Source organism: Microbaculum marinum (assembly GCF_037855135.1).
GTDB classification, from domain to species: domain Bacteria; phylum Pseudomonadota; class Alphaproteobacteria; order Rhizobiales; family Tepidamorphaceae; genus Microbaculum; species Microbaculum marinum.
Genome location: NZ_JAZHOF010000001.1, coordinates 184,929 through 210,772 on the forward strand (window position 1 = coordinate 184,929; position 25,844 = coordinate 210,772).

Annotated in this window: 23 protein-coding genes; 15 read left to right on the forward strand and 8 right to left on the reverse strand. The window is 66.2% G+C overall.

Annotation, left to right across the window (positions count from 1 at the left end; genetic code table 11):
* The 6 genes from V3328_RS00855 to V3328_RS00880 form a co-directional block, all read right to left on the reverse strand.
* Nucleotides 1–603 (reverse strand): DJ-1/PfpI family protein, encoded by a 603-nt coding sequence (locus V3328_RS00855; protein ID WP_340327743.1) that lies wholly within the window; start codon nt 601–603, stop codon nt 1–3.
* A gap of 20 nt (nt 604–623) precedes the next feature.
* Nucleotides 624–1,307 (reverse strand): hypothetical protein, encoded by a 684-nt coding sequence (locus tag V3328_RS00860; RefSeq protein ID WP_340327744.1) that lies wholly within the window; start codon nt 1,305–1,307, stop codon nt 624–626.
* A gap of 24 nt (nt 1,308–1,331) precedes the next feature.
* Nucleotides 1,332–2,207 carry an ABC transporter ATP-binding protein gene (locus V3328_RS00865; protein WP_340327745.1) on the reverse strand — a complete coding sequence of 292 codons (876 nt, stop codon included), beginning with the start codon at nt 2,205–2,207 and terminating at the stop codon, nt 1,332–1,334.
* On the reverse strand, nt 2,204–3,187 hold the full coding sequence (locus V3328_RS00870; RefSeq protein WP_340327746.1) for an ABC transporter substrate-binding protein: 984 nt from the start codon (nt 3,185–3,187) through the stop codon (nt 2,204–2,206). The genes V3328_RS00865 and V3328_RS00870 overlap by 4 nt, the downstream gene beginning before the upstream one ends.
* A 106-nt stretch (nt 3,188–3,293) precedes the next feature.
* A complete protein-coding gene (locus tag V3328_RS00875) occupies nt 3,294–4,133 on the reverse strand; it encodes an ABC transporter permease (protein ID WP_340327747.1) in 840 nt (279 codons plus the stop codon).
* Complete coding sequence (locus V3328_RS00880; protein ID WP_340327748.1) at nt 4,130–4,954, reverse strand: IclR family transcriptional regulator; 825 nt, start codon at nt 4,952–4,954, stop codon at nt 4,130–4,132. Before V3328_RS00880 ends, V3328_RS00875 begins: the two co-directional genes overlap by 4 nt.
* 181 nt (nt 4,955–5,135) lie before the next feature.
* Between V3328_RS00880 and V3328_RS00885 the strand changes: the two genes are divergently transcribed.
* Entirely contained in the window at nt 5,136–7,208 is a 2,073-nt protein-coding gene (locus tag V3328_RS00885) for a hydantoinase/oxoprolinase family protein (protein ID WP_340327749.1), read from the forward strand.
* Nucleotides 7,205–9,175: a hydantoinase B/oxoprolinase family protein gene (locus tag V3328_RS00890; protein ID WP_340327750.1), complete on the forward strand. Its 1,971-nt coding sequence runs from the start codon at nt 7,205–7,207 to the stop codon at nt 9,173–9,175. Before V3328_RS00885 ends, V3328_RS00890 begins: the two co-directional genes overlap by 4 nt.
* 55 nt (nt 9,176–9,230) lie before the next feature.
* Here V3328_RS00890 and V3328_RS00895 read toward each other — a convergent pair whose 3' ends face one another.
* Nucleotides 9,231–10,190 (reverse strand): LysR family transcriptional regulator, encoded by a 960-nt coding sequence (locus V3328_RS00895; RefSeq protein WP_340327751.1) that lies wholly within the window; start codon nt 10,188–10,190, stop codon nt 9,231–9,233.
* Between the two features lie 106 nt (nt 10,191–10,296).
* Between V3328_RS00895 and V3328_RS00900 the strand changes: the two genes are divergently transcribed.
* From V3328_RS00900 to V3328_RS00930, 7 genes are all read left to right on the forward strand, one after another.
* Nucleotides 10,297–11,163 carry an ABC transporter permease gene (locus V3328_RS00900; RefSeq protein WP_340327752.1) on the forward strand — a complete coding sequence of 289 codons (867 nt, stop codon included), beginning with the start codon at nt 10,297–10,299 and terminating at the stop codon, nt 11,161–11,163.
* Entirely contained in the window at nt 11,163–11,948 is a 786-nt protein-coding gene (locus V3328_RS00905; protein WP_340327753.1) for an ABC transporter permease, read from the forward strand. Before V3328_RS00900 ends, V3328_RS00905 begins: the two co-directional genes overlap by 1 nt.
* A gap of 40 nt (nt 11,949–11,988) precedes the next feature.
* Nucleotides 11,989–13,128, forward strand: coding sequence for an extracellular solute-binding protein (locus V3328_RS00910; protein ID WP_340327754.1), 1,140 nt, complete (start codon nt 11,989–11,991; stop codon nt 13,126–13,128).
* Between the two features lie 76 nt (nt 13,129–13,204).
* Complete coding sequence (locus V3328_RS00915; RefSeq protein ID WP_340327755.1) at nt 13,205–14,296, forward strand: ABC transporter ATP-binding protein; 1,092 nt, start codon at nt 13,205–13,207, stop codon at nt 14,294–14,296.
* Nucleotides 14,297–14,419: 123 nt separating this feature from the next.
* Entirely contained in the window at nt 14,420–15,208 is a 789-nt protein-coding gene (locus V3328_RS00920) for an enoyl-CoA hydratase (protein ID WP_340327757.1), read from the forward strand.
* Entirely contained in the window at nt 15,205–16,398 is a 1,194-nt protein-coding gene (locus V3328_RS00925) for an acyl-CoA dehydrogenase family protein (RefSeq protein ID WP_340327758.1), read from the forward strand. Before V3328_RS00920 ends, V3328_RS00925 begins: the two co-directional genes overlap by 4 nt.
* On the forward strand, nt 16,395–17,429 hold the full coding sequence (locus tag V3328_RS00930) for an acyl-CoA dehydrogenase family protein (RefSeq protein WP_340327759.1): 1,035 nt from the start codon (nt 16,395–16,397) through the stop codon (nt 17,427–17,429). Before V3328_RS00925 ends, V3328_RS00930 begins: the two co-directional genes overlap by 4 nt.
* An 8-nt stretch (nt 17,430–17,437) precedes the next feature.
* Here V3328_RS00930 and V3328_RS00935 read toward each other — a convergent pair whose 3' ends face one another.
* Entirely contained in the window at nt 17,438–18,214 is a 777-nt protein-coding gene (locus V3328_RS00935; protein ID WP_340327760.1) for an IclR family transcriptional regulator, read from the reverse strand.
* A gap of 411 nt (nt 18,215–18,625) precedes the next feature.
* Between V3328_RS00935 and V3328_RS00940 the strand changes: the two genes are divergently transcribed.
* The 6 genes from V3328_RS00940 to V3328_RS00965 all read left to right on the forward strand — a co-directional run bounded on the left by V3328_RS00940 (nt 18,626) and on the right by V3328_RS00965 (nt 25,831).
* The gene (locus tag V3328_RS00940; RefSeq protein ID WP_340327761.1) at nt 18,626–19,684 is read left to right on the forward strand and encodes an ABC transporter substrate-binding protein; all 1,059 of its coding nucleotides are present in this window, start codon (nt 18,626–18,628) and stop codon (nt 19,682–19,684) included.
* A 139-nt stretch (nt 19,685–19,823) separates the two neighbouring features.
* Nucleotides 19,824–20,948 carry an ABC transporter ATP-binding protein gene (locus tag V3328_RS00945; RefSeq protein WP_340327762.1) on the forward strand — a complete coding sequence of 375 codons (1,125 nt, stop codon included), beginning with the start codon at nt 19,824–19,826 and terminating at the stop codon, nt 20,946–20,948.
* A complete protein-coding gene (locus V3328_RS00950) occupies nt 20,945–22,672 on the forward strand; it encodes an ABC transporter permease (protein ID WP_340327763.1) in 1,728 nt (575 codons plus the stop codon). The genes V3328_RS00945 and V3328_RS00950 overlap by 4 nt, the downstream gene beginning before the upstream one ends.
* Nucleotides 22,673–22,758: 86 nt before the next feature.
* Entirely contained in the window at nt 22,759–24,189 is a 1,431-nt protein-coding gene (locus tag V3328_RS00955; protein WP_340327764.1) for a phenylacetate--CoA ligase family protein, read from the forward strand.
* Nucleotides 24,190–24,203: 14 nt separating this feature from the next.
* On the forward strand, nt 24,204–24,998 hold the full coding sequence (locus V3328_RS00960; protein WP_340327765.1) for a CoA transferase subunit A: 795 nt from the start codon (nt 24,204–24,206) through the stop codon (nt 24,996–24,998).
* Nucleotides 24,998–25,831: a hypothetical protein gene (locus V3328_RS00965; protein ID WP_340327766.1), complete on the forward strand. Its 834-nt coding sequence runs from the start codon at nt 24,998–25,000 to the stop codon at nt 25,829–25,831. The genes V3328_RS00960 and V3328_RS00965 overlap by 1 nt, the downstream gene beginning before the upstream one ends.
* Nucleotides 25,832–25,844 lie beyond the last annotated feature (13 nt).

Sequence of the window (25,844 nt, forward strand, 5' to 3'; positions counted from 1 at the left end):
TCAGGCCGACTTCATTTGCGGCCGCGACGCACTCTCGACTTCTTTCAGCATCTCGATCCACGGCCGGATGTAGTGGCCATGGTCGTGCCATGTGCGGCCCGATACCAGGTTGCCGTCGATCACGCACGGCTCGTTCACGAAGATGCCGCCGCACACCTCCAGGTCGAACTGGCATTTGGGAACGGTGGCCATCCGCCGGCCGCGCACCCGGTCGGCGCGGGCGGGGATTTCGACGCCATGGCAGACGCAGGCGATCGGCTTGCCGGTGTCGAAGAACTGCTGGGTTATGCGGATCAGGTCGGGATCGTCGCGAATGTATTCCGGGGCGCGGCCGCCGGAGAAGAAGATCGATGCATACTCCGTCTCGTCGACGTCCGAGAAGGCGATGTCGGCGTCGATCGTGTAGCCTTCCCATTCCTTGGTGATCGTCCAGCCGGGTTTCACTTCGTGGCAGACCATCTGGTAGAGGCGCTTCTCGGGTGCGGCGACGACGGGGACATATCCCTCCTCCTGCAGGCGCAGGTGCGGGTAGAGCGTGTCGACGGTCTCCGTTGCGTCCCCGATGATGATCAGGACCTTCAGCGGATCGGTGTTCTCGGGCATGCCGGTTCCTCCGGACGGGGTCAAGCGAAGGCGGTCTTGTTTCGGATGTATTCGAGCCGGTAGAGCGCCGGGGCGTTGATCTCCGCAGCGCCGGCCGCAGTCAGTCTCGCGTCGGAGAAGGCGGTCTCCCGCATCTCGTCGACGATGTCGGCGGTGCCGCCTTCGACCATGAGTGTCCAGCCGGGAATGCCCGTGCTGCCGTCGCGTCCCTCTTTTTCCTTGGTCATGATCGCGCTGACGGCCGCGTCGGTCTGGCAGAGGTGCACGCCGGTGATTCCGTGACGGGTCGAAAGCGGCGCCAGGACCTTTGTGATCATGTTCTCCGAAAACGCCGCGGGGTCCCCGGTCTCGAGCTGGATCGAGTAGAGGTGTCCGCCGATTCCGGGACCGGCCGAGTACACGACACGCTGGACCGACCTGGAGACGTTGCGGAAGTGTTGCGTGGCGCGGGATGTCCACGGGGTCGGATTGTTCAGCCTGTTCAGATAGTCCTGCCCGCCGAGGGTTTCTATCGAGATGGCTTCGTAGAGCGTGAAATACTCCGGCGACCCGTGCTCGGCGATATAGCGGCGGCCGCGCGCGAAACCCGGAATGCCGACGCGTTCGGGCATGTGCTCCTGGGTGTGCCAGGCATAGAAGTCCTGCAGACCCTCCGGCGCGATGTCATGCCAGATGACCACCGCGCCTTCACCGGCCAGGCTCATCGAACCTTCCCCGAAGAGTGGCTGTCACGCGCTGACAAGCTTGGGCCCCTTTCTGCCGCCGTGCAGGACGCCGCGCGCCAGGAATATCTGGGTGATGCTCTCGACTGCCGCGATGAAATCGGGATCCTTGCGCCCCTCCAGACCGCGCGGACGCGGCATGTCGAGGTCGACGATCCGTTCGATCTTCCCCGGCCGCGGCGACATCACGACGACGCGATCGGCAAGAAGCACCGCCTCGTCGATGGAGTGCGTGATGAACAGCACCGTCTTGCGGCTGGCCAGCCACAGCTCCTCGAGGTCGATGCGCATCTGTTCGCGGGTCAGCGCATCGAGCGCTCCGAACGGTTCGTCCATGAGCAGCACCGGTGGCTCGTGTATCAGGGCGCGGACGATGGCCACGCGCTGCTGCATGCCGCCGGACAGTTCATGCGGGAACCGGTTCTCGAACCCTTCCAGCCCGACTGCGGCCAGAAGCCCCTTGGCCCGGTCGACCAGTCCGGGATCTTTGCGGTGCCGCATCTCGGTCTGCAGCAGCACGTTCTTCAGTATGGTCCGCCATTCCAGCAGGATCGGTTTCTGAAACACGATCCCGAGATTGGTGTAGGGGCCGTCGACGGTTTCGCCGCCGATCACGACTCGCCCGCTGGAGGGCGGCAGCAATCCGGCGACGAGCCGCATCAGGGTGCTCTTGCCGCAACCCGACGGACCGACGATCGCGACGAACTCCCCGGCCCCTATTGTCAGTTCCACGCCGTCGAGGGCGTGGGTCTCCATCCTGCCGCGCCGAAAGGTCTTCGACGCGCCGTCTATCGCTATTTCCGTCCCCCCTTCGGGCGCGGAAGCCGCTTCCGCGGCCTCGCGCCCGACCACCGAGAACGCCCGTTGTGCGTTGGCCGTCATTGCTGGGGAAGGAACTCGTTCGTGTAGAAGCTGTCCGCGGACCGGTCGGTGTCCAGTTCGCGATATTCCTTCATCAGGTCGAGCGTCCGCTGCCAGTCTTCGGCGGCCGCATAGCCGATGCCGCCGTCTTTCGAGGCAGGCGTATGCAAGAGGTCGAGGTCGACCATCAGCTGGCCCTTGAGCGCCTCGGGGCTGACGTCGGGCTTGGCCGCGACCGCGGCGGCGATGGCAGCGTCGGGATCCTTGACGCCTTCCTCGAAGGAGCGGCGCATGGCCTTGACGAAGCGCCTGATCAGGTCGGGATTGTCCTCGATCGTGTCCTCGTGGGCGATCACGGTTATTCCGACCGTCGGCACGCCGACGTCGGCGAAGTTCATGGCGGCCGCCTCGACGCCCTTCTCCTCGATCTGGAAGAACTGCGCATCGGCGGAGCCCAGCAGGGCGTCGGCCTTCTTCTCGAGCACCGACACGACCTTGCCGGCCGGATCGACGAAGACCATTTCGATCGAGCTTTCATCGAGGCCGTTGGCGGCGATGACGGCCGGGAAAAGCTGCGTGAGCGAATCGCCCGCAGTCACCGCGAGTCTCTTGCCCTCGAGATCCTTCGGCGTGGTGATGCCGGCGTCCTTGCGGCTGATCACGCCGTAGGGCGAGATGTTCATCGGCGACATCACCGCCTTGATCGGAATGCCCTTGGAGGCGGCAAGGATCATCGTGCCGGCATCGGCGAGGCCGAACGTGTCGTCCTTGGCACCGACGACCTGGGTCGCCACGCCGGAGCCGCGTCCTTCGTTGATCGTAAGATTGATGCCCTCGTCGGCGAAATAGCCGCGCTCGACGCCGAGATAGATCGGTGCGTGGAAGCCGACGAGATACCAGTTCAACCGGATGGACGCGTCGTCGGCAGCGCTGGCCGATCCGGCGACGAAGCCGGTCAGGGCCATGGCGGCCGCCAGGCCCATAATAGTATGTCTGGTCATTTCCGTTCCTCCCTCTTCGCGAACCGATTGTTTGAAGTCCGGTTCGATCCTTGGTTCATTGACGGCGCTTCGCAGGAAGGCGCCGATTCAGTAGTCGTTGTCGCGGTCAGACGCCTCCCGCATCCATGGCGCTCGCCCGGCGCGACACGTGCCAGGGGATGACGAGCATCTCGAGAAGCTCGACCGCGTAATAGACGATCAGGCCGACGATCGAGAGAACGACAATGGTTGCGAACACCATGGGCGTTTCCAGGTCGCCGTTGTAGCGCAGAAGCAGGTAGCCGAGCCCCTTGTCCGAGGCCACGAACTCGGCGACGACGGCTGCCGTCGCCGACAGCGCCGCCGCCACCTTCAAACCGGTGAAGATCGAGGGCATCGCATGCGGCAGCTGTATCTTCCGGAAGGTCGTCCAGCCTTTCGCGCCCGTCGAGCGCGCCAGTTCCATCACTTCGTCGTCGATCGACTTGAAGCCCGCGATGGCGGCCACGACGATCGGGAAGAACGACAGCAGGAAGACGAGCAGCAGCTTCGGCGTGAAACCGAATCCGAACCAGATGATGAACAGCGGGGCGATCGCGATCTTCGGCACGATCTGCAGGAAGACGATAAGCGGATAGAAGGCCTGCTCGATGAACCGCGAGTAGGCGATCATGATCGCCATGGGAATCGAAACCACTACCGCGGCGAGATATCCGGCGACTATCTCCCCGGTTGTGACCCAGGTATGCTGGAGGACATAGGCCCAGCGCTCGGAGAACTCGCTCCACACCAGGCTCGGCGGCGGCAGCAGGTAGGTGGGCACGTCGAACAGCCGGACGCCGACTTCCCAGATCACGAACAGGGTCACGAAGCTGATCAGCACGTAGCGCAGGCTCGTCAGCCAGCGAAAGCGCTCGGACAAGGTCAGTTCGCCCTGCCGGGGGTCGACTGCCGCTGTATCGGTCATGCGGATTTCCTGACGTTGTGGAACGAGTCCGGGTTCGGGGCCAGCGGCTGGTAGCGCCGGATCGGCCACAGCTCGCTCAGCCGTTTCGCGACGTTCACGACGTCGGGTGCAATCTCGTCGAGACGCTGGCGGGTCTGTCTGGTGATCGGCCCCGCCACGCTGACGGTACCGACGCAGTCCTCGGCGGGATTGGATGCCGGAATCGCGGCGGCGACCGCGGCGATGCCGGGTTCGCCCTCTTCATAGGCGATGCCGTAGCCCCGCTTGCGGGTCGTCTCGAGTTCCTTGAGGAGTTCGGCCATCGACGAGATCGCGTTCTGGCCGAGTTCGGCGCGGTCGCCGAAGCCCAGGCTCGCGACGATGCCGACTGCCCGGTCGTCCGACATAGTGGCCAGGCGCGCCTTGCCGGATGCCGTGGCCGGCTGCACGACGTGCCGGCCCAGATTCCCGTCGTACCGCAAGCCGTACCGGGCGCCCTGCGCCTGGGCGACCCAGGTCATCGTGTCGCCGTCCACCATGGCGATACGGGCCAGTTCGCCGGTTCTTGCCGCCAGTTCGTCGAGCTCGGGCTGGCAGATGTCGGTCAGGCCGGTCTTCGACAGAAAGCGGAATCCCAGCACCGACAGCCGCATCGTGAGGCGATAGCGCTGGCTCGCCGCGTCCCGTTCCATGTAGCCGCGCTCAACCAGCTGGGAAACGAGTCGATGCGTCGCGCTCTTCGGCAGGCCCAGCTGCAAGGCGACTTCGCCGAGGGCCAAACCTTCGGGATTCTCGATCAAAAGCTCGAGGATATCCAAGGTGCGATCGATCTGTTGCGACATTCTTGACGTCGTTTCCGGAACGTGGTTCCAATTTGGAACGCTGTTCCAGTTTCTTTTTCACCGGTCCGGATGTCAAGCAGTGACGTTACGGACCCACAAGGCGGGCGGAACACCGGCCGCCACAATCCGGGAGCAATCGCTTATGGAGCTTGCCGCAGAAGTGGGAGGCGGACAAGGATCGTTGTCCGGCGTCCGGTTGTCGGCCGATGTCGGCGGGACCTTTACCGATACCGCCGTCTTCGACCCGAGAAACGGCGAGATCCGCTACGGCAAGACGCTGACGACGCCAAGAGTCCTGATCGAGGGCGTCAGGACCGGCGTCGAAAAGGCCGATACGCAGTTCGCAGATACCGCGCTGTTCCTGCACGGGACGACGGTGGCCATCAACACCGTGCTGGAGCGATCGGGTGCGCGTACCGCGATCCTGACGACGAGGGGATTCCGGGACATCTACGAAATCGGCCGCGTCAACCGGCCCGATGCATACAACCTGTTCTTCCGCAAGCACGAGCCGCTGGTCAGCCGTGCCCTGCGCTTCGAAGTCGACGAGAGGCTGTCGTCGGACGGCGACGTCCTGGTGCCGCTGAACGAGGATCAGGTCGGGCGGATCGCGGAGGCGCTTGCCGAGATGGGGATCGAGGCGATCGCCATCCTCTTCCTGCATTCCTACCGCGATCCGCGGCACGAGATACGTGCCCGGGAGATCGTCGCGCAGCGATGCCCCGGCGTGTTCGTGACGGCGAGCCACGAACTGTCGCAGGAGTACCGCGAGTTCGAACGGACCTCGACCGTCGCGGCCAACGCCTATGTCGGGCCGCGCGTGAAGTCGTATCTGAACGGATTCACCGACTTCCTCGACAGCAGCGGCTTTCCCGGATCCTTCCTCGTGGTCCAGTCCACCGGCGGCCTCTACACCGCCGACCGGGCCCGCAGCGAATGCATCCGCATGCTCGAATCGGGCCCGGCTGCCGGCCTCATCGGTTCCCGGGCGCTGTGCCGCCAGATGGAACTGCCGAACGCCATCGCGTTCGACATGGGCGGGACGACGGCCAAGGCCGGCGTCATCCACGACTACGAGGTGCTGATGACCGGCTCGTCGATGATCGGGGGCTACGAGACGGGCCTTCCCGTCCAGATCCCGATGATCGACATCCAGGAGGTCGGCACCGGCGGCGGCAGCATCGCCCGGCTGACGCCGGGCGGCGGCCTTCGCGTCGGCCCGCGCAGCGCCGGCGCCGATCCGGGGCCGATCTGCTACGGCCTCGGCGGGAGCGAGCCCACGGTGACCGACGCTAACCTGCTGCTCGGGCGGCTGAGCGCCACCCAGTTCCTCGGCGGCGAGATGCCCCTCGATACGCAAGCCGCGGAGCGCGGTCTTAAGGAGAAGGTCGCCGATCCGCTCGCCCTGACGGTGACGGAGGCGGCCGAAGGGATCCTGCGGATCGCCACCACGACGATGGCGCATGTGGTCCGCCGCGTGACCACCGAGCGGGGCCTCGATGCGGCCGACTTCAGCATGTTCGCCTACGGCGGCGCCGGTCCGCTGCACGCCACGATGGTCGCCCGCGAACTGCAGATCGACCGCGTCATCATTCCCAATTCGCCCGGACATTTCTCGGCCTTCGGCATGCTCATGTCCGACTTCCGGCACGACGAGGTGCGGTCGTGGTTCCGCCAGCTCAGGACGATCGAGTTCGACGACATGGAAGCGATCTTCGCGGACATGGAGGAGGCCGGACGCAAGGCGATCGAGACGGGCGGCGTGTCGATGGCGGGCGTCGCCGTCTCCCGTGCCGCCGACATGCGCTATGTCGGCCAGGAACACGCCGTGACCGCGGATCTGCCGGCGGCCCTGTTCGAGACCCAGGACATGCAGGGGATCAAGGCGGCGTTCGATGCCGTGCACGCGGTCCGCTACGGCTACTCGTCGCCGGACGAGCCCGCCGAGATCGTCAGCCTGCGCAGTTCCGTCAGCGGCGTGATGGCCAAGCCGGCCCAGACCGCCATCGGCGCCGGCGCGGAAGACCCGCCGCCGGCGGCGCTTCGGGAGACCAGGCCCGTGTTCTTCGGATCCGCGGGGGCCTATGTCGACACGCCGGTCTTCGAGCGCTCGGCCCTGCTGGCGGGAAACCGGATCGCCGGACCCGCGCTCGTCGAGGAATACGCCTCGACCACCGTCATCCATCCCGGCGACCTGCTGTCGGTCGACCGGCACGGCAACCTTGTCATCGTAATCGGACGGGCCGCATCATGAACGAGCATCGCGTCGACGCCTCCCCGCACGCTGCGCTGAAGCACGATCCGGTCACCACCGAGATCGTCCGCAACGGCCTGATCGCCGCCACGGAGGAGATGAAGCAGAACCTGATGCGGACCGCCTACAACATGATCATCTACGAGGCGCTCGACTTCACGGTGGGCGTGTTCGACCGCGACGGCAATGTGCTGTCGATCGGCATCGGCCTGCCGATGTTCATTCGCGGCATCTCGGAGACCATCAAGGCGAAGATCGCGCATTTCGGCATCGACGGGATCCATCCTGGCGACGTCCTCCTGACCAACGACGCCTACATCACCGGCAGCCATCTCAACCACATGACCTTCACGGTGCCGGTGTTTCACGACGACGAGATCGTCGGATTCGCCGGCTGCATGGCACACTGGCAGGACGTCGGCGGCACCTTGGACGGCATGACCACCGACATCTATTCCGAGGGGCTGCAGATGCCCATCGTGAAGATGTACCGGCGCGGCGAGATCAACCAGGACATCGTCGACATCATCGAGATGAACGTCCGCCTGCCGGAACGTGCGATGGGCGACATGCGCGCCCAGATCGCCGCCGTGCGGTCCGGCGAGCGGCACATGACGAACCTGTTTAGGAAGCACGGTCGCGACCGCGTCCTGGGGGCGATCGCCGCGATCATGGACCATTCGGAAGCGCTGGTCAGGGAGCGCGTCCGCGCCATTCCCGACGGCACCTACGAAGCGGAATCGTTCATGGACGACGACGGGGTGGATCTCGGCAGGCGGGTCCCGATCCGGGTCAAGGTGATCGTCGCCGGCGACAGGATGACCATCGATCTCACCGATGTCAGCAAGCAGGTGCGCGGCTTCTACAATTCCGGGACGACCGCGGGCCTGTCGTGCTGCCAGGTCGCCTTCAAGTGCCTGACGTCGGCGCTCGATTTCCCGCTCAACGACGGCAGCTTCCGGCCGCTCGACATCATCCTGCCGCCAGGCCGCGTGGTCAGCGCCCAGAAGCCCGCCCCGATGCGCTGGTGGATGACGTTCCCGATGACCATCGTCGACACCGTGTTCAAGGCGCTGCAGCCGGCGATCCCCGACAAGGTCATCGCCGCCCATCACGCCGACCTGGTCGTCGCGCTCGTCAACGGCTACCAGCCGAAAGACGGCAAGCTGTTCATCTACACCGGCGGCCTGATCGGGGGCGGCTGGGGCGCGAAGTCGTCGGAGGACGGCGTCTGCACGACAATCGCCATCAATGACGGCGATACCCACAACGGTCCCTCCGAGCAGGTCGAGGTGAAGTATCCGCTGCTGGTCGAACGCTACGGCCTCTACGAGGATTCCGGCGGGCCCGGGACTTTCCGAGGCGGCCTCGGCGCCGTCTACACGGTGCGGGCGCGTGGCGACATCATGCTGAATGCGCAGATCGAGCGCGTCATCTCCAGACCGTGGGGGCTTGCCGGCGGACTCTCGGGCGCTGGCAATCAGGTCACGGTGCAGCATGCCGGCGGAGACGAAGACTACTTCCCGTCCGGCAAGGTGCTGTCGCGGCGGATCAGGGGCGGCGACAGCTTCACCCTGCGCTCGGGCGGGGGCGGCGGCTACGGGTCGCCGCTCGACCGGGATCCGTCCCGCGTCGAGGACGACGTCATCCATGGCTACGTGTCGCGCGAGAAGGCGGAGACCGTTTACGGGGTCGTGTTCTCGGAGGACGGCGAAACGATCGATCTGGAGGCGACCGCGAGCAGGCGCGCCGAACTACGCGATGCCGGCAGGCCGACGGACGAGGACGGCATGACCCTGTACGGGCAGAAGGCCCAGGAGGCGGCCGAGAAGGCCGCGGCTCAGCAGGCGGCGCGACAGCGGCACGACCACGATCATCACCATCACGGCCATTCCCATGACCTGATACGCGACAAGGACGACTACGAGCTTCGCCTGCAACTGGCGCTGGCGCGCCGCTGCTGCTGACGGGGCGGACCCGGGCGGAGGGCATTGGGGCCCCGGCTCCCGGCCGGGGCCCGGACTAGAAATAGGTGCGCTCGCCGATCGGCGTCTCCTCGATCCGGGCGAGCAGCATCTGCAGCAGGGCCTGTTCGGCGCGGTTCATCCGCGACTTCGGGTTCCAGACCACGTAGACGTCGATTGCCGGCGGGTCGTCGTATGGCGGCAGCCGCCACAGCAGCCCGTCCTCGATGTCGCGGCGCATGACGTGCAGCGGCAACGGCCCCACTCCTAGGCCCGCCACGATCATCCGGCGCACCTCTTCGAGATTCGCAGATGTCGCCACGACCCGCTCGTCCAGGTCTGCCTTGGCGCGCATGAGGGTGACGGGCCGCAGTGCGTCGGTCATCTGGTCCGTGACGAAGCTCACCGACGACTGGCCGGCGAGATCGGGCATGGTCAGCCCCTGGACGCCGTAGAGCGGATGGGTCGGGCCGCAGAACAATCCGAAGAACTCCCGGTACAGGCGGCGGTATTCCAGCTTCGGACTGCGTTCGCGCACGAGGCACAGGCTCAGCGACGCGCGCTGGGTGAGCACCGCTGCGACGGCCTCCCGGCTCGCCATGACGTTCAGTGACAGCGTCGCGCGCGGGTGCGCGGTGTGGAACGCCGTCAACGCGTCGTCGAACAGGGGGCAGACGACGTGGCTTGCCAGGACCACCCGCACGTGACCCTGGATCTCGTCGGCGACCTCCCGCATCAGCGTGTTCAGGCGGAGGATCGATCCATGAATGTCGATTGCCTCGCGATGGAGGAGCTGGCCGGCTTCGGTCAGCTTGAAACGGCCCGGCGATCGGTCGATCAGCCGCCGGCCCAGCCTGTCTTCGAGGCGCTTGAGTGCATTCGAGACGGTCGGCTGCTTCAGCCGCAGCCGTTCGGCGGCTTCGGTGACGCTGCTGGATTCCGCCAGCACGACGAACGTACGCAGCAGATTCCAGTCCAGGTCACGGGCGAGCCGTTCGGAGGAGTCCCGGTATGCCACGCCCACCATTCTCGACGTCTATAATGAAGATTGCAACTATCTATTTGAGGAATACCGCGGGCCCTGACACGGTTGACTCTGCGGGAAGCGATAGAGGGAACCCCCAATGACGGTAGAGGCGCGCGAAGCGCGGCAGCCCTGGATACTGCTGTCGCCGGCGCTCGCTACGATCGCGCTGCTGCTCTTCGTGCCGTTGCTGTTCATCGTCGTCTATTCGTTCTGGCTGCGCACCGCGACCGGAGCAGATCAGGTCGGCTTCCATCTGGACAACTGGCGGGAGGCGCTGACCGATCCGTTCTACCGGGACATCCTGCTGAGCACCCTGAGGATCGCCGCGATCACCACGTTGCTGTGCGCGGTGATGGGATATCCGGCGGCCTATTTCATTGCCCGCTCGCGCGGCAACAAGATGCTGCTGCTGCTGCTCCTGATGCTGCCGTTCTGGATCAGCTACATCATCCGGACGATGTCGTGGATCAACATCCTCGGCGTGTCGGGAGCGATCAATTCGACCCTGATCGCGCTGGGTGTGATCACAGAGCCGATCCAGATGCTCTACAACGAGACCACCGTCATTCTCGGTCTCGTCCATTTCCTGCTGCCGTTCATGGTTCTCAACGTCTACGTCAGCCTGGAAGGAATCGACGAGACGCTTGAGGATGCGGCCTGCTCGCTCGGGGCGACGCGGTGGAACAGCTTCCTCGAAGTCACCCTGCCGCTGTCGCTGCCCGGTCTGGCGGCAGGCGGCCTGCTGTGCTTCGTGCTGGCGGCGGGAACCTACATCACGCCGCTCGTCCTCGGCGGGCCGACCGACGCGATGTTCGCAAATCTCGTCTTCGAGGCGATCATCACGCAACTCGACTGGCCGCTCGGATCGGCGTTGTCGCTGATGCTGCTGGCCGTGCTCGGCGTGCTGGTGCTGGTCTACAACCACTTCCTCGGCATGGCGCAACTGATGAAGGGGCTGGGCTGATGGGCTGGTCCCTCGTTCGCCTGTGGGCGGTCCTCGTCTACGTCTTCCTGTTCCTTCCGGTCGCGGTGGTGGTCCTGCTGAGCTTCAACGCGAGCCAGTTCGGCAGCTTCCCGATGACGGGGGTCTCGCTGCGCTGGTTCGTGGAACTCGCCAACAACGACGCGATCCTGCGGGCGTTCCGCACCTCGCTCCTTCTCGGCGCGCTGACCGCGCTGATCTCGACGACCCTCGGTGTCCTCGCCAGCGTGGCACTGGTCCGCTACAAGGTGCCGGGCAGCAACCTGATCTCTACGGTCCTGATCGCGCCGATCCTCGTTCCGGAGGTCGTGCTCGCCGTCGCGCTGCTGCTGTTCCTCAACTTCCTGTCGATCCCCAAGAGCTTCCCGCTGCTGCTGATGGGGCACGTGATCTTCACCCTGCCGTTCGTGGTGCTCGTGGTGCAGGCCCGTCTCGTCGGCATCCGCCGCGACATGGAGGAAGCGGCGATGAGCCTCGGCGCCAGCCCGATCCAGACCTTCTTCGAGATCACGCTGCCGCTGCTCGCGCCTGCCGTCTTTGCAGGCATGCTGTTCGCCTTCACCATCAGCTTCGACGACATCACGGGGACGATGTTCTGGAAGCCCGGCGGCGTCGAGACGGTTCCCACCCAGATCTTCGCGATGCTGCGCAACTCGATCTCTCCGGAGATCAATGCGCTCGGTACCGTGATGATCCTTCTCACGGTCGGGTTGCCGCTGGTCGGTCTGGCGATCGCCCGGCAAATGGCCGCCCGACGCGGCGGATAGAGCCGCCAAACAACCTTCCATGAGGAAAAAGGAGCCACAAATGGACGATACGAAGCGGTACGAGCGACTTCGCGAGCGCTACCTCAACGGCGATCTCGACCGCCGGAAATTCCTCGGCCTGCTGGGGGCGGCCGGGCTTGCATACGGTGTGCAGATGCCCTTCGCCGGACGGGCGCTGGCGGCTGTCGAGGAGGTTCGGTTCGATGGCTGGGGCGGGGTCGTTTCCGAGGCGTTCCGGAAGTATGCCTTCGACCCCTATACCGCAAAGACCGGCGTCAAGGTTGTCGACGGCACCTTTGGCGGCGGCGACGAATACCTTTCCCGGGTGAAGGCGAGCCAGCCCGGCGAGTACAACATCGCCCACCTCTCCGGCGTCTTCGACTATGCCCGCTACACCAGCCTGGGCCTGGGATCGAAGCTCGACGAAAGCAGGATCCCGAACCTCGAATACGTGATCCCGAAGCTCACCGACGTGTTCCGCAAGGTGACGGACGGCTCGCTGTCGTGCGTGCCCTATGACTACGGGACGACCGGGCTTGCCTATAACCGCAAGTACATCTCCGACGACGAGATGAAGGAGAAGGGCGCCAGGATCCTCATCGATGAGAAATACAAGGGCAAGATCGGCGGCTGGGCCGACTGGCGCACGAGGATCTGGTACGCCTCCCTGCAGACCGACCAGGATCCCAACAACGCCACCGACATGGACGCTGTGTGGAACGCGGTGCGCGAGAACCGGGATCTCCTGCTGAAGTACTGGACGTCGGGAGCCGAACTCATGAGCCTGTTGGCGGAAGAGGAGATCTACGTGACCGAAGGCTGGTCCGGCCGCATCTACGCCCTTCAGGAGCAGGGTCATGACATCGGGTACATGGATCCCCCCAACGGCTTCGGCTGGCAGGAATGCCTGTTCGTGATCAAGGGCTCCCCGATGGCCGAATGCGAGGAGCTTCTCAACTTCATGCTTGCGCCCGAGACCTCGATTGCCGTGGCCGAGGGACAGAATTACCCGCCGGCTCTCGACCCGCAGAAGGTCGACCTCGGCGACAAGATCCCGAAGCTTCCCGCCTTCGATCCGACCGGCACCCTGTCCGGGCTGACCTTCGCCGACCCGGCCTACTGGAACGGCCACGAGCAGGCATGGTCGAAAGAGTTCGGCCGGATCCAGAAGGGCTACTAGCCGAACCGGCCGGGAATGCGCGGCACAGGCGGCCGCGCATTCCGGTCTCCCCAGCAGTCAAAGTCGGAGCGTCCCCGTGAGTGCGGTCACCCTAACTGACATCGTCAAGCGCTTCGGCAGCTTCACCGCCCTGCACCGGATGTCGATGGAGATCGCCGAGGGCAATTTCGTCACGCTGCTGGGGCCGTCCGGCTGCGGCAAGACGACGACGCTCAGGATGATCGCCGGGCTGCTGGACCCCACCGAGGGAGAGATCCGAATCAAGGGGCGGCGGATGAACGAGGTGCCGATCCACAAGCGAAACCTCGGCCTCGTTTTCCAGAACTACGCGCTCTTTCCCCACAAGACGATCGCCGAGAACGTCGCCTTCGGCCTGAAGTACCGCAGCGTGCCGAAGGCAGAGGCGGCCAGACGCGTCAGCGAGACGCTGGAACTCGTCCAGCTTCCCCATGTCGGCGACCGCTATCCCAAGCAGCTCTCCGGGGGTCAGCAGCAGCGGATCGCGCTTGCCCGTGCCCTCGTCATCGAGCCCGACGTCCTGCTGCTGGACGAGCCGCTGTCGGCGCTCGACGCCAACCTGCGCGAGGACATGCGGGTGGAACTGAAGCGCATCCAGCATCGCATCGGGGTCACCACGGTCTTCGTCACGCACGATCAGTCGGAGGCATTGGCGATGTCAGACCTGGTCGTGGTGATGTCGGACGGGCGGGTGGAACAGATCGGCGCGCCCGAGGAAGTGTACAACACGCCGGAGACCGAGTTCGTCGCCCGTTTCCTCGGCGCGGCCAATATCGTCGAGGCGCGCAGCCTGGGCGCCGACGGCGGCAGCATCGGCATCGAGGCGCCGGATTTCGGACGCCTGGAGATTCCGCGCGAGCGGGCGCCGAAACTGAACGGCGCCGGACCGGCGAAACTCGTGATCCGGGCGGAGAAGCTGCACCTGGCGCTGCCCGACGCGACGACCGAGGGCATGGTCTCGGCGCCGGGAGTGGTCGAGACCGTCGACTATCAGGGCCAGGCGGCCCGGTACTTCGTGCGGGTCGGGGATCGGCAGTTGCAGGCGGTCAACATGATCGACGAACGGCCCTTCGCCGAAGGCACGGCGGTGTCGGTGCAGTTGCGCCCGCGCGACTGCGCGGCGCTTCCCGTCGGCGGCAAGCCTGGCTGACGGCTCTCGGTCCATCTTCCATATGATGGAAGGTGATCGCGCGCCCTGTTCTTTTGCCGTCTGGCGGGCACGGATATTGTCCGGATCGAAACCTAGTCCTTCGCAGCGATCCGGGTGGGCGACGTGTACAACGACATCGAATACCGCATCGACGGTCCCGTCGCCTACGTACTCCATGCCCGGCCGGAGGCGCGCAATGCGGAATCCAAGCGCCTGCTCGACGAGATGGACGCCGCGCTGGCCCAGGCGGTCGCGGACGAGGCGGTCCGCGTCATCGTGCTGGGCGGGCAGGGCGATCACTTCTCGGCCGGGCACGACCTGAAGGAAGCCGAGCGGGAGCGCCAGGACTTCACCGTCGAACAGCGCTGGGCCTACGAGGAACGGCGCTACTTCGACTATGCGCTGCGGATCTGGGACTGCCCGAAGCCGACGATCGCCCGGGTCCAGGGTGCCTGCATCGCCGGCGCCTTCATGGTCGCCAACATGTGCGACCTGATCGTCGCCTCAGATGACGCCTTCTTCGCCGATCCGGTCGGACGCACCCTGTCGGCCGCGGCCGTCGAGGTGCTCGTCCATCCCTGGGTGATGGGGCTGCGGCGCGCCAAGGAGTTCCTCTACACCGGCGACCGGATGACCGCGGACGAGGCGCTGTCGATCGGCATGGTCAACCGGGTCGTGCCGCGCGCCGACCTGGACGCCGAGACGCAGGCTTTCGCCGAGAAGATCGCCGGCACGCCGCCGTTCGCGCTGAAGCTCATCAAGCGCTCGCTGAACCGGACCTTCGACGCCCAGGGCTTCCGCACCGCGCTCGCCGCCCACTTCGACACGCACCAGCTCTCGCACGTCACGGACGAGTTCGCCCGGATGCGCGGCAGCGGCCTGTCGGGGGCGATCGGGCGGGGCCGGACGTGACGGCCGCGCCGCCCTTCCTCTTCGAGGCCGACGACGAATGCTTCCGCGCCGGGCTGCGCGCATGGCTGGCCGCCGAGCTGCCGCGCGTCGCCGGCGCCCGGCTCGGCACCGCCGACCTGCACGGCCTCGAATTCCGCAAGGCCTGGGAAGACCACCTGTGCCGGTCCGGCCTGTCGGGCCTCGGCTGGCCGCGCGACCACGGCGGCCACGCGCTGTCGCTGACCCGCCAGGCGATTTTCCACGAGGAGTGCGCCCGCGCGGGAACGCCGCTCGCCGTCAACATGATCGGCCACGGGATCGTCGCGCCGACCCTGATCGCATTCGGGTCCGAGGCCCAGAAAGCCCGCTTCCTGCCGCCGATCCTCGACAACTCGGAGGTCTGGTGCCAGGGCTATTCGGAGCCCGGCGCAGGCTCCGATCTCGCCGCACTGTCGACCCGGGCCGAACGGCGCGGAGAGGTGTACGTCGTCAACGGCCAGAAGATCTGGACGAGCTTCGCCAACCTGGCCGACTGGTGCCTGCTGCTGGCGCGCACCGGAGCGGGCGCCTCGCCGCGCGCCGGAATATCGGTCCTGCTGGTCGACATGCGCCTCAAGGGCGTCACGGTTCGGCCGATCCGCCAGATCACCGGCGAGGCCGACTACAACGAGGTCTTCCTCGACGATGTCGAGGTGCCGGCCGACTGCCTGCTGGGAGAGCAGGACGCCGGCTGGAAGATCGCCATGGCGGCGGCGAACTACGAACGCAGCACCTACTTCGTGCCCCGCATCGTGCGCATGCAGGCGGAGATGGAGGCGCTCGTCGCGCTGGCCGCCGGGACCGTGCGCGAGGGACAGCGGATGCTCGACGATCCGGCCGTCCGTTCGGCGATCACCGATCTCAGCCTTAACATCCACGCGCTGCGGCTCTATGCCGACAGCATCCTGGAAATGGCCGAGCAGGGCGTGCCGCCGGGCGTCGACGGCTCCTCGGTGAAGCTCCTGTGGAGCGAGAACCATCAGCGCCTGATGGAGGTGGCGATCGACATCCTCGGCCCGCAGGCGGCGCTGGGCCCGCAGGAGAGTTCCGCCGTCGCCGAGGGGCGCTGGAACCGCGACTTTCTGTGGACCCGCGCCGAGACGATTCTCGCCGGCACCTCGGAAGTCCACCGCAACATCATCGCCGAGCGCGGACTGGGGCTGCCGCGATGATCGCCGAGCCGCCGGCCTTCGCCGATGCGATGGTCCGCTCCGCCGTCGCCAGCGCCCTGGCCGAGGTGGCGCCGACACCCGAATCGGATTTCGCCAGTGTCGCAGAGACCCATTGGCAGCTCGCGGTCCGGATGGGCTGGACCGCGACGATGATCGCCGAATCGAACGGCGGCCTCGGCCTCGGCCTCGGCTACGTCGCGGATGTCTGCGAGGAGGCCGGACGCAACCTGTTCTGCGGCCCGCTGCTGGAGACGGCGGTGCTGCTTCCCTTGGTCGCCCGCGAGACCGGCGCACTGTCGGACCTGTTGCCCGGGATCGTGTCCGGGGATGTGCGGGCGGCCTATGCGGAAGCGGGCTTCGACGATCACCCCGCTGCGCTCTCGCTGTCGCCCGTGGAGCACGCCGCCGGGGCGACGCACGTATGCCATCTTGAAGAGCGGGCCGGGAGCCTGCGCGTGGCCATCATTGAGGCGGACAATGCGGCATTCACCGACCTGCAGGCGATGGATCCGTCTGCATCGGTGGCACGGGTCGACGTTGCGGACCGTTCGGCCTGCCTGGGCTTCGTGCTCGATGCGCCCGCCGCGGAGCGCGTCCTGACTGCACTGCACGTCGCCGTCGCAGCCGATCTGCTCGGCGTCGGCGAGGCGGCGCTCTCCCGGACGGTGGAGCATGTGCGCGAGCGCAGGCAGTTCGGACAGCCGATCGGCGCCTTCCAGGCGATCAAGCACCGCCTCGCCGATGTCTACACGGCGCTCCGCGCGGCGCGGCTGTCCATCGCCTGCGCCGTCGGCGCGTCGGGAACATTCCGCGATGCCCGCATCGCCCGGGTCCTGGCGGCGGATGCCGCGCTCAGGGCGACGTCGGCTGCGATCCAGCTTCACGGCGGATCGGGATTTTCGTGGGAGATCGACGCGCACCTCTTCCTGAAGCGGGCGCGGCGTCTTGGCGCCCGCAATGGCGGCACCTCCCGGCTGCGCCGCGCCAGCGGCGACGACTACATCGATCGCGCCATTTCGGCAGCGCCGTAGCGCGGCGGTCAGGCCCTGACGGCCAGGTGCCGGTCCGCCAGCTCGCGCATCTTCGCCACGGCGGCGCTGCGGCGCGGCTCGGCGAAGTTCGCAGCTTCCGTGGCACCGGAGACCGCGACGTGCGCCGGTCCGCCCAGCGTCGACAAGGCAAGGCCGAACCCGACGATTCCCGGCGTTACCGGGCTGCGCCGCACCACGTATCCGTCGCGCCGCGCCGCCTCCAGGTGCTCGCGGAACCGGCTGCCGGTGGTGCGCACGAAGCGTCCGTAGACCGGCGCGTTGGCGGCGATGATGCGTTCGGCCTCGTCCTCCGGCAGCGCCGCGAGCAGCGCCATGCCGCCAACCCCCACCCCGAGGGGCAGGCGGTCGCCGATCTTCAGCGTCGGGCACTTGTGGTTGGCGCCGGCGTCCACCCGGTCCACGCAGATGCTGTCGAGGCCGCTGCGCAACAGGAGGTAGATCGTCGCCTGGGTCACCGAGGCGAGTTCCTCGACCAGCGGACGGAACCTCGCCGCGTCCCGCGTTATCTGATTCGTGGACAGGCCCAGTTCATAGGCGAAGCGGCCGAGAGTGTACCGGTGCTGTGATTCGTCCTGGGCGATGACGCCATGCTCGACCAGCCGCTTGAGGATCCGGCGTGCCGTCGGTGCCGGAAGCCCGGACTCCTTCGCCAGATCGGTAAGCCGCGCACCCTTCGGGCAATAGGTCGCCACCAGCCGCACGAGTGAGACCGTGCGGTCGATCATCTGGGTGCCCTGGCCCGGCGTTGCCTGAACCTCGGTCATCGCTTCTCTCCCAGGCTGACGGGGATCTGACGTCCCCTGCGCATGCCTCGCGTTGCTCGGTAGGTCGAATCCCGTTGCTCCGGGTCCGGGACGGGATTGACGCTTCCGCGTCTCATCGTACAATGTGTCGAAAGATCGATGCAATTGTCGAAGTTCTGGAGAGCCAGCGGCAAAGGTGCGAATTGCGCCGTCGCCTGCCGGTCCTGCAGAAGAAATCCGGACCATGCGCCGGAGAGAGCCGCTCTCTCCGGTCGTATTTGTTTTTGTCCGGAAGAATTGTTTTCACATAGTGGAGTACAAAACCGCTCGGCCGGGCAGTTCTGATTTCCTACCGTCTGCAAATCCTCCATAAACGACGGAGTTCCGATCCGGACGCGAGCGAACGTCCGGCTACAAAAATGGGAGGATTACATGAAGCGTTCATGCGCTGTCTTCGCAAACGCGGTTTCGGCATCCGTACTCGCACTCGTGGCTTTGTCGGTTCCCGCCAGCGCGGCGACCTTCGAGGAGATTCTCGAAGGCGCCAGGAACGAAGGCCAGCTGTTCGTTCTGGTCTCCAGTCCCGGCAAGCCCGAGACTCACAAGGCGGTCGCCGATGCCTTCAACGAGAGGTTCGGCCTCGACACGCAGATCGAATGGACGGCCACGAACCCCGTCCAGACGGGGACCAAGCTGATTGCCGAACAGGGCGGCGCCGGATTCGTCGACGTCATCGGGGCGGGTGGCAACCAGGAGATGGCGGCGCTCGTCGAGCGTGACATTCTCAAGCCGTATCCCTGGAAGGAGACGTTCGGCGGCGAACTGGACAATATCGGCGCTGCCGTGGATCCCGTCATCGACGACCTCAAGGGCGACGGTTTGCTGATCGCACACAATGTTTACGGGCTGGGCTGGAACCCGGACCTTATCTCCGAAGACGAACTGCCTGACAGCTATGCCGATCTCATGGATCCGGAATGGAAGGGTCGGTTTGCCGTCAACGCCTATTCGCTCAACCCGGTCGACTACTACTCCTTCGATCTCGGCGACGAGAAGACGATGGAAATGGCGAAGGGCATCCTGGACAACGAGCCGATCCTGGAACGCGGCACCGGCGCCGTCACCCGGGCGATCTCCGTCGGTCAGGCGCCTGTCGGCATTTCCTCGTTCCATCAGGCCGGCCGCGTCGAGAACGTGAATTTCAAGCTGTTCGACGACTATGTCCCGGTCGGCGTGTTGCACGTCTACGTCCCGGAGAACGCCCCGAACCCGAACACGGCTCGGCTGTTCGCCGCCTGGTTCGCGACCGACGGCATCAAGATTGTCAACGAAATCGAGCCGCTTCCCCGGATCGGCGAAGGTTCCGACCTCGACAAGATGCTCGAGGACGTGAAGGCCGGCGGCGGCAAGGTGCTGACCGAGACGTCGCTGGAAGACACCGGTCATGCGGCCGAAATGCGCAACAAGATTGCCGATCAGATGACGCAATAGCTGGCGGCACCCCTTCTGCGCGGCCGTCTCGGATGGCCGCGCAGTTGCCACACTCGCATCGAGCGCTTTCACTTGAACCATCTGATGTGAGCCTGGCTTCGGCCGGATATCGCGATGACCGGCGGTTGGCGGATCTGTGATGCTTGAACTCGACAGCCTAGAAAAGACCTTCCCCGGCTCGCACGGCCGCCAGGCGACCAGGGCGCTGGACGGGGTTTCCTTCACTGTCGAGGAAGGGGCCTTCTTCACCCTGCTGGGACCCAGCGGTTGCGGCAAGACCACTACGCTTCAGTGCATCGCCGGCCTGGAAGTGCCCGACAGCGGAACGATCCGCATGGGCGAGACCACCGTCTTCAGCGACCGCGACCGGATCATGGTGCCAGCCAACAAGCGGCGGCTCGGCATGGTGTTCCAGTCCTACGCGATCTGGCCGCACATGACGGTCTTCGAGAACGTCGCCTTTCCGCTGCAGCGCGGCAGCCAGCGTACGTCGGGCGCCAACGTGCGCAAGGAGGTGGCAGCGGCGCTGGAGATGGTCGAACTCGGCCATCTCGCGGACCGGCCGGCGCCGATGCTGAGCGGCGGCCAGCAGCAGCGCGTCGCACTCGCCAGGGCGCTCGTCCATCATCCGCGCATCCTGCTACTGGACGAACCGCTGTCGAACCTCGATGCCCGGTTGCGCGACTCGATGCGCACCGAAATTCGCAACCTGGTCAAGTCGGTGGGCATAACGACGATCTTCGTCACGCACGACCAGGTCGAGGCGGTCGGCATGTCCGATCAGATCGTCCTGATGCGTGACGGGGCGATCGTCCAGCAAGGCGCGCCGCGTGATATCTACCTGCGGCCGAACAGCGTCTTCACCGCCGATTTCATGGGCCGCAGCAATCTGGTGCCCGGCCGGCTGCTGGCCGCCGGCCCGGAGGCTCGCATCGAGACGCCGTTCGGAACGCTCCTCGGCAACTCGGCCCCGGGCCTGACGCCCGGCGATCCGGCCGTCGCCGTCATCCGGCCCCAGGCCGTCGAGATCCTGGCCAAGGGCCAGCCGCCGACCGACAATTCGTTCTCCGCCCGTGTCGTATCGCTCAATTTCCTGGGCAACGTCGTCGAGACGGAGGTGGAGGCGGGCGGCCAGTCGCTGCTGCTGATGCTGAGCCCGTATGTCCAGCACGGCGTCGGCGATGAACTCCTCCTCTATGTCCCGGCGGAGCGTTGCATGATCGTGCCGCCGGAAGCCCCGGCCCGGACGACGGTCGCACCATGACCGCCATCGATCTGCAGCCCGCCGGTCGACCGACGTCGCGCGTCAATCAGCAGAACGTCACTCTCGTGGCGCTGCTCGTCATCGTCGGCGTCCTGGTGCTCGGACCCGTCTTCATCCTCATTCGGACGTCCTTTGCGCCGGCCGGCACAATGCCGCTGGAGACTTGGCAATTCAGCCTCGAGCACTACAGGGAACTGCTGACAAGCCCGACCACATGGAAGCTGGTTCGCAACACGCTCGTATATGCGTTGTGTTCCATGGGGATCGGCGTCGCCATCGCAACGGGCATCGCCTGGTGTACCGAACGCACCGACATGCCGGGGCGTTTCGTCGTCCGCGTGCTGATGTTCTCCTGGATGGCGGTTCCCGCCCTGGTCGTCGGCTTCGGGTGGATACTGCTCATCAACCCCGGCAACGGCGCCCTGAACGTGCTCTACCGCGAGCTGCTTGGCGTGCGCGGCATCCTGTTTCCGCTCTATTCGTTCTGGGCCTTGACCATCATCACGGCATTCGCGGTGGTGCCCACCGCCTATGTCATGATCTCGGGGCTGTTGCGGAACATGGACCCGCAACTCGAGCAGGCCGCCCGCGTCCACGGCGGCGGCGGCTGGACGGTGATCCGGCGCGTCACGCTGCCGCTGATCGTGCCGGGCCTGTTCTCGATCGGCATCTACATGTTCATGGCGGTGGTCCAGACCTTCGACCTGCCGCTGATCATCGGCCTGACGGCACGGTTTCCGGTTCTGTCGACCCGCGTGTTCCTGCTGTCCTCGCCCGACAACGGATTGCCGAACTATGGCTTCGCCGCCGCCTTCGGCGTCCTCCTGCTAGTCATTGCCTCGGGACTGATGTGGGCCTACCTCAGGGCGACCAGTGCGGGCGAGCGGTTTCGCGTCGTCACCGGCAAGGCGTTCCGGCCGCGCCGCATCAAGCTCGGAACCTGGATGCCCGTCGCGCTCGGCTTCGTCGCGCTCTACTGCCTCGTCATGGCGCTGCCGCTGCTGATGCTGCTCTGGGTCAGCCTCAACACCGCCTTCGTCATGCCGAGCCTGGAGGCAGTGTCCGGACTGACGCTGGAGGTCTACAGCCGCGTTATCGCCAACCCGGTGACCATGCGGGCGGCCACGAACACGATTGTCCTTGTAGTCTCGAGCGCCACCGCGGTGATGGTGGTCTCGACGCTGGTGGGCTGGTTCACCACGCGCTCCGACAGCCGCATCGGCAAGGCCCTCGACGCGCTGTCCTTTGCGCCGATGGCGATACCGCCGATCGTGCTGGTGCTGGCGATCGTGCTGATCTACCTGCGCACGCCGGTCTACGGAACGATCTGGGTGATCGTCATCGCCCATTCGACGATCTTCCTCGCGTTCGGTGTGCGCACGATGAGCAGCGCGCTCATCCAACTGCATACCGAACTGCAGGATGCCGCCCTGGTGAGCGGCGCAAGCTGGCTGACCTCGCTGCGGACCATCACGCTGCCGCTGGTCTGGCCGCAGTTCGTCAATGGCTGGCTGTGGGTGTTCGCGCACAGCGCCCGCGACCTCACCGCGCCGCTGATGCTGCTGTCGACGACGAACGTGGTCGCCGCCTCGGCGCTGTGGAACATGTGGCAGTTCCCGGACCTGCCGGGCACCGCGGCGCTGTCGATCATGCTGATGCTGGCGCTGCTGGTGATCGTCGTGCCGTTCCAGATCTACACGGCGCGCCGGCTGGAGGCGCACTAGGGCATGCGCGGGTGCAGGCGACGGATTCGAGGCTTGGCGCGCCCGGTCGGCGCGGACGGATTGCCGGCGCGGCCGGCGGCAAGAACATGAGTATGGACGTGGACGTGCAACAACCGAGATACTACTGGCAGGCCCTCGACTGGGACGCGCTGACGAGGGCTTACCCGCCGCCCGGCCGGTTCGAGGCGTCGACGGGGCGCATGTCGTCGGACGAAATGCGCGCTCTGCAGAACGATCGATTCCTGGCTCGCGTCGCCGACGCCTGGAAGCTGCCGTTCTACCGCAACCGATGGGCGGCGGCGGGCCTCGAACCCGGCGATGTCCGCGGCCTCGACGACATCGAGAAGATCCCGCCGTTCACCAGTGACGACCTGAAGGATGCCATCGACCGCGCTCCGCCCTTCGGCGACCACCAGCCTTCCTCGCCGGAATTCTTCGCCGACACCCATGTCCGCATCCTGACCAGCGGCGGCACCACCGGCCTGCCGCGCGTTACGCTGTTCGATGCCGTCGCCCTGGAGGTTCAGGCGATCCAGAGCGCGCGGGCCTTCTGGGTGCAGGGGCTCCGGCCGTCCGACGTCATCCAGATCACCTACACCAACTCGCTCGCGAACGCCGGCTGGTGCACCTTCAACGGCGCGTTCCACTGGGTCGGCGCAACGCCGATGACCGCCGGTTCCGGCGTCGTCACGTCCAGCGAGCGGCAGCTCGCCTACGCCCGGGCGTGGGGAACGACGGCCTGGTTCACCCGAGCCGAATATCTCGCCCGCCTCGCCGAGGTCGCCGGCGATACCGGCTTCGACCTGCACCAGCTCAAGACGAGGCAGATCCATTCGCATATCGGCCCGGACGCCGACGGATCGCGGCGCCGGGCGCTGGAAGAGGCCTGGAACGCGCCCGTCTACGACAACTACGGCACCCACGAGATCGGCGAGATCGCCTTCGAGTGCCGCGAGAAGTCGGGCATGCATCTCAGCGAGGACACGGTCTACATCGAGATCGCCGACATCGCGACCGGCGCCATCCTGCCGCATGGCGAGACCGGCAACCTGATCGCCACCAGCCTCTACCGCAGCGTCCCGCCGATCATCCGCTTCAACATGCGCGACCTGCTCGCACTGCATGATCGCGAGGAATGCCCCTGCGGCCTCCACACCCACAAGCTCTCGAATTTCCGGGGGCGCAGCGACGAGATGGTGAAGCTGCGGGGCACCAACGTCTACCCGCTGGCGTGCATGGAGGCGGTGTCGCGCGACCCGCGCACCAACGGCGAGTACATCTGCGTCGTGTCCAATGTGGGCGAGGGCCTGTCGAAGCGCGAGCATTTCGTCGTCCGCGTCGAGCGCAAGTCGGCCGGCGTCGACGCGGAGGCGCTGAGGACAGACATGGAAGCCGCGCTGCACCGCGACCTCGGCGTCCGCGTCGACGTCGAAATCGCCGACCCGGGCGCACTGGCCGTCTATACGGGCCTCGGCACGCAGAACAAGGCAAAACGCCTTCTCGATCTCAGAAAGTGACGGCACCCGACAACATGAGCAAACGAATAGACTTCAGCGAAATGGTGGCGCTGATCGGCGCCGACGACCTCGTCGCCTTCGGCGGCGGCGGCTTGCAGCGCAAGCCGGTCGCGGCCGCAGCAGCGATCGCGAGATCCAACCTTTCAGGACTCGACGTCGCCTCCTTCCTTGGCGGGCCGGAGGTCGATCTGCTCATAGGCATGAAGAAGATCAGGCGGCTCCACTTCGCCTTCGTCGGCTTCGACATGTTCGGCCTGGCGCCGAATTTTCGCGCCGCCCGCCAGCGCGGCGAGCTGGAGATCGTCGAATATTCCGAAGGACTGATGATGACGGCCTACGAGGCCGCGGCGAAGCGGCTGCCCTTCCTCCCGTCGCGTTTCGGGCTCGGCACGGATCTCGTCGGCACGTCGACCAGCGTCTTTCGGCAGTTTTCCTGCCCGCTCACCGGCGAGCAGCTGCTGGCCGTGCCGCCGCTGGCGCCGGACCTGGCGATCGTGCACGTCAACGAGGCCGACGAGGCGGGCAACGCGCTGATCCACAGCGACGCGTTTGCCGACATGCTGCTCGTCCAGGCGGCTTCCAAGGTCGTCCTTACCGCCGAACGCATCGTTGCGGAAATCCCGAGCGAACGGCGCGGCCGGTCGACCTTCGTGTCGCGGCTCTGGGTCGATCACGTCATCGAAGCGCCGGGCGGCGGCGGCTTCTCGGCGGTGTTTCCGGATTACCGCTTCGATCTGCCGAAGATCCTCGACTACCAGAAGAACGCCACCGACGAGGCGTGGCTCTCCCAGCACATAGCGATGGCCTGATGACCGACACCGCCTACACCCTCGAAGAGCTGCTAATTGCCCGGATGTCGAAGGAGTATCGCGGCGGCCGCCTCGGTGTCGGTGCGACGATCCTGTCGGACCTGTCGGCGCGTCTCGCCAAGACCCTCTACGTGCCGGATCTGTTCCTGACGACCTCCTCGCGCGCCGCTGCGGACCCCGAGGTCCATGCGAAGGCGCTGTCGGAGGAATGGACGCTCGATGCGACGGCGAAGATGTCGCTCGACTGGGAGCAGATGTTCCGCATGATCGCGCAGCACAAGCTGCAGATCTGGATCGGGGCGGTGCAGCTAGACCGAACCGGCGGATCGAACATCTCCGTCATCGGAGACTGGCAGCGCCCGCGCGCCCAGCTGATCGGTGCTCGCGGCATTCCCGACGACCTGTGGGGCTGCGAGCGGCTGAACTACCATATCCGAACCCATTCGCCGAAGAGCTTCGTGGAGAAGGTCGACTTCATCTGCGGCTTCGGCCGCAGTCCGCTCGAGAGCAGCGGATCCGCGCATCCCGCCAGGCCGGGGGTGGTAATCTCCGATCTGGGTGTCTTCGACTACGGCGGACCGGAGGGCACCATGCAGGTGGTGTCGCTCCATCCCGGCGTGTCATTCGCGACCGTGCAGGAGCGTACCGGCTTCGACCTGCCGGATCCCGGTCCGGACGTCGCAGTCACCGCCGCCCCGACCTCCGAGGAACTGCGGGTCATCCGCGAGGTCATCGATCCGGAGGGCCTCCGGCGGCTTGAGAGCACGGAGGGAGGGCCGAAGCTGATGCTGGAACTTTGGGAGCGCGAGCTCGCCGGCCAGGCCGTCGCATAGGAGGAAAAGGTCC

Coding starts and splice junctions, on each gene's coding strand:
- V3328_RS00855 (WP_340327743.1), bottom strand. CDS start 603: ATGCCCGAGAACACCGATCCGCTGAAGGTCCTGATCATCATCGGGGAC.
- V3328_RS00860 (WP_340327744.1), bottom strand. CDS start 1,307: ATGAGCCTGGCCGGTGAAGGCGCGGTGGTCATCTGGCATGACATCGCG.
- V3328_RS00865 (WP_340327745.1), bottom strand. CDS start 2,207: ATGACGGCCAACGCACAACGGGCGTTCTCGGTGGTCGGGCGCGAGGCC.
- V3328_RS00870 (WP_340327746.1), bottom strand. CDS start 3,187: ATGACCAGACATACTATTATGGGCCTGGCGGCCGCCATGGCCCTGACC.
- V3328_RS00875 (WP_340327747.1), bottom strand. CDS start 4,133: ATGACCGATACAGCGGCAGTCGACCCCCGGCAGGGCGAACTGACCTTG.
- V3328_RS00880 (WP_340327748.1), bottom strand. CDS start 4,954: ATGTCGCAACAGATCGATCGCACCTTGGATATCCTCGAGCTTTTGATC.
- V3328_RS00890 (WP_340327750.1), top strand. CDS start 7,205: ATGAACGAGCATCGCGTCGACGCCTCCCCGCACGCTGCGCTGAAGCAC.
- V3328_RS00900 (WP_340327752.1), top strand. CDS start 10,297: ATGACGGTAGAGGCGCGCGAAGCGCGGCAGCCCTGGATACTGCTGTCG.
- V3328_RS00905 (WP_340327753.1), top strand. CDS start 11,163: ATGGGCTGGTCCCTCGTTCGCCTGTGGGCGGTCCTCGTCTACGTCTTC.
- V3328_RS00910 (WP_340327754.1), top strand. CDS start 11,989: ATGGACGATACGAAGCGGTACGAGCGACTTCGCGAGCGCTACCTCAAC.
- V3328_RS00930 (WP_340327759.1), top strand. CDS start 16,395: ATGATCGCCGAGCCGCCGGCCTTCGCCGATGCGATGGTCCGCTCCGCC.
- V3328_RS00935 (WP_340327760.1), bottom strand. CDS start 18,214: ATGACCGAGGTTCAGGCAACGCCGGGCCAGGGCACCCAGATGATCGAC.
- V3328_RS00940 (WP_340327761.1), top strand. CDS start 18,626: ATGAAGCGTTCATGCGCTGTCTTCGCAAACGCGGTTTCGGCATCCGTA.
- V3328_RS00945 (WP_340327762.1), top strand. CDS start 19,824: ATGCTTGAACTCGACAGCCTAGAAAAGACCTTCCCCGGCTCGCACGGC.
- V3328_RS00950 (WP_340327763.1), top strand. CDS start 20,945: ATGACCGCCATCGATCTGCAGCCCGCCGGTCGACCGACGTCGCGCGTC.
- V3328_RS00955 (WP_340327764.1), top strand. CDS start 22,759: ATGAGTATGGACGTGGACGTGCAACAACCGAGATACTACTGGCAGGCC.
- V3328_RS00960 (WP_340327765.1), top strand. CDS start 24,204: ATGAGCAAACGAATAGACTTCAGCGAAATGGTGGCGCTGATCGGCGCC.
- V3328_RS00965 (WP_340327766.1), top strand. CDS start 24,998: ATGACCGACACCGCCTACACCCTCGAAGAGCTGCTAATTGCCCGGATG.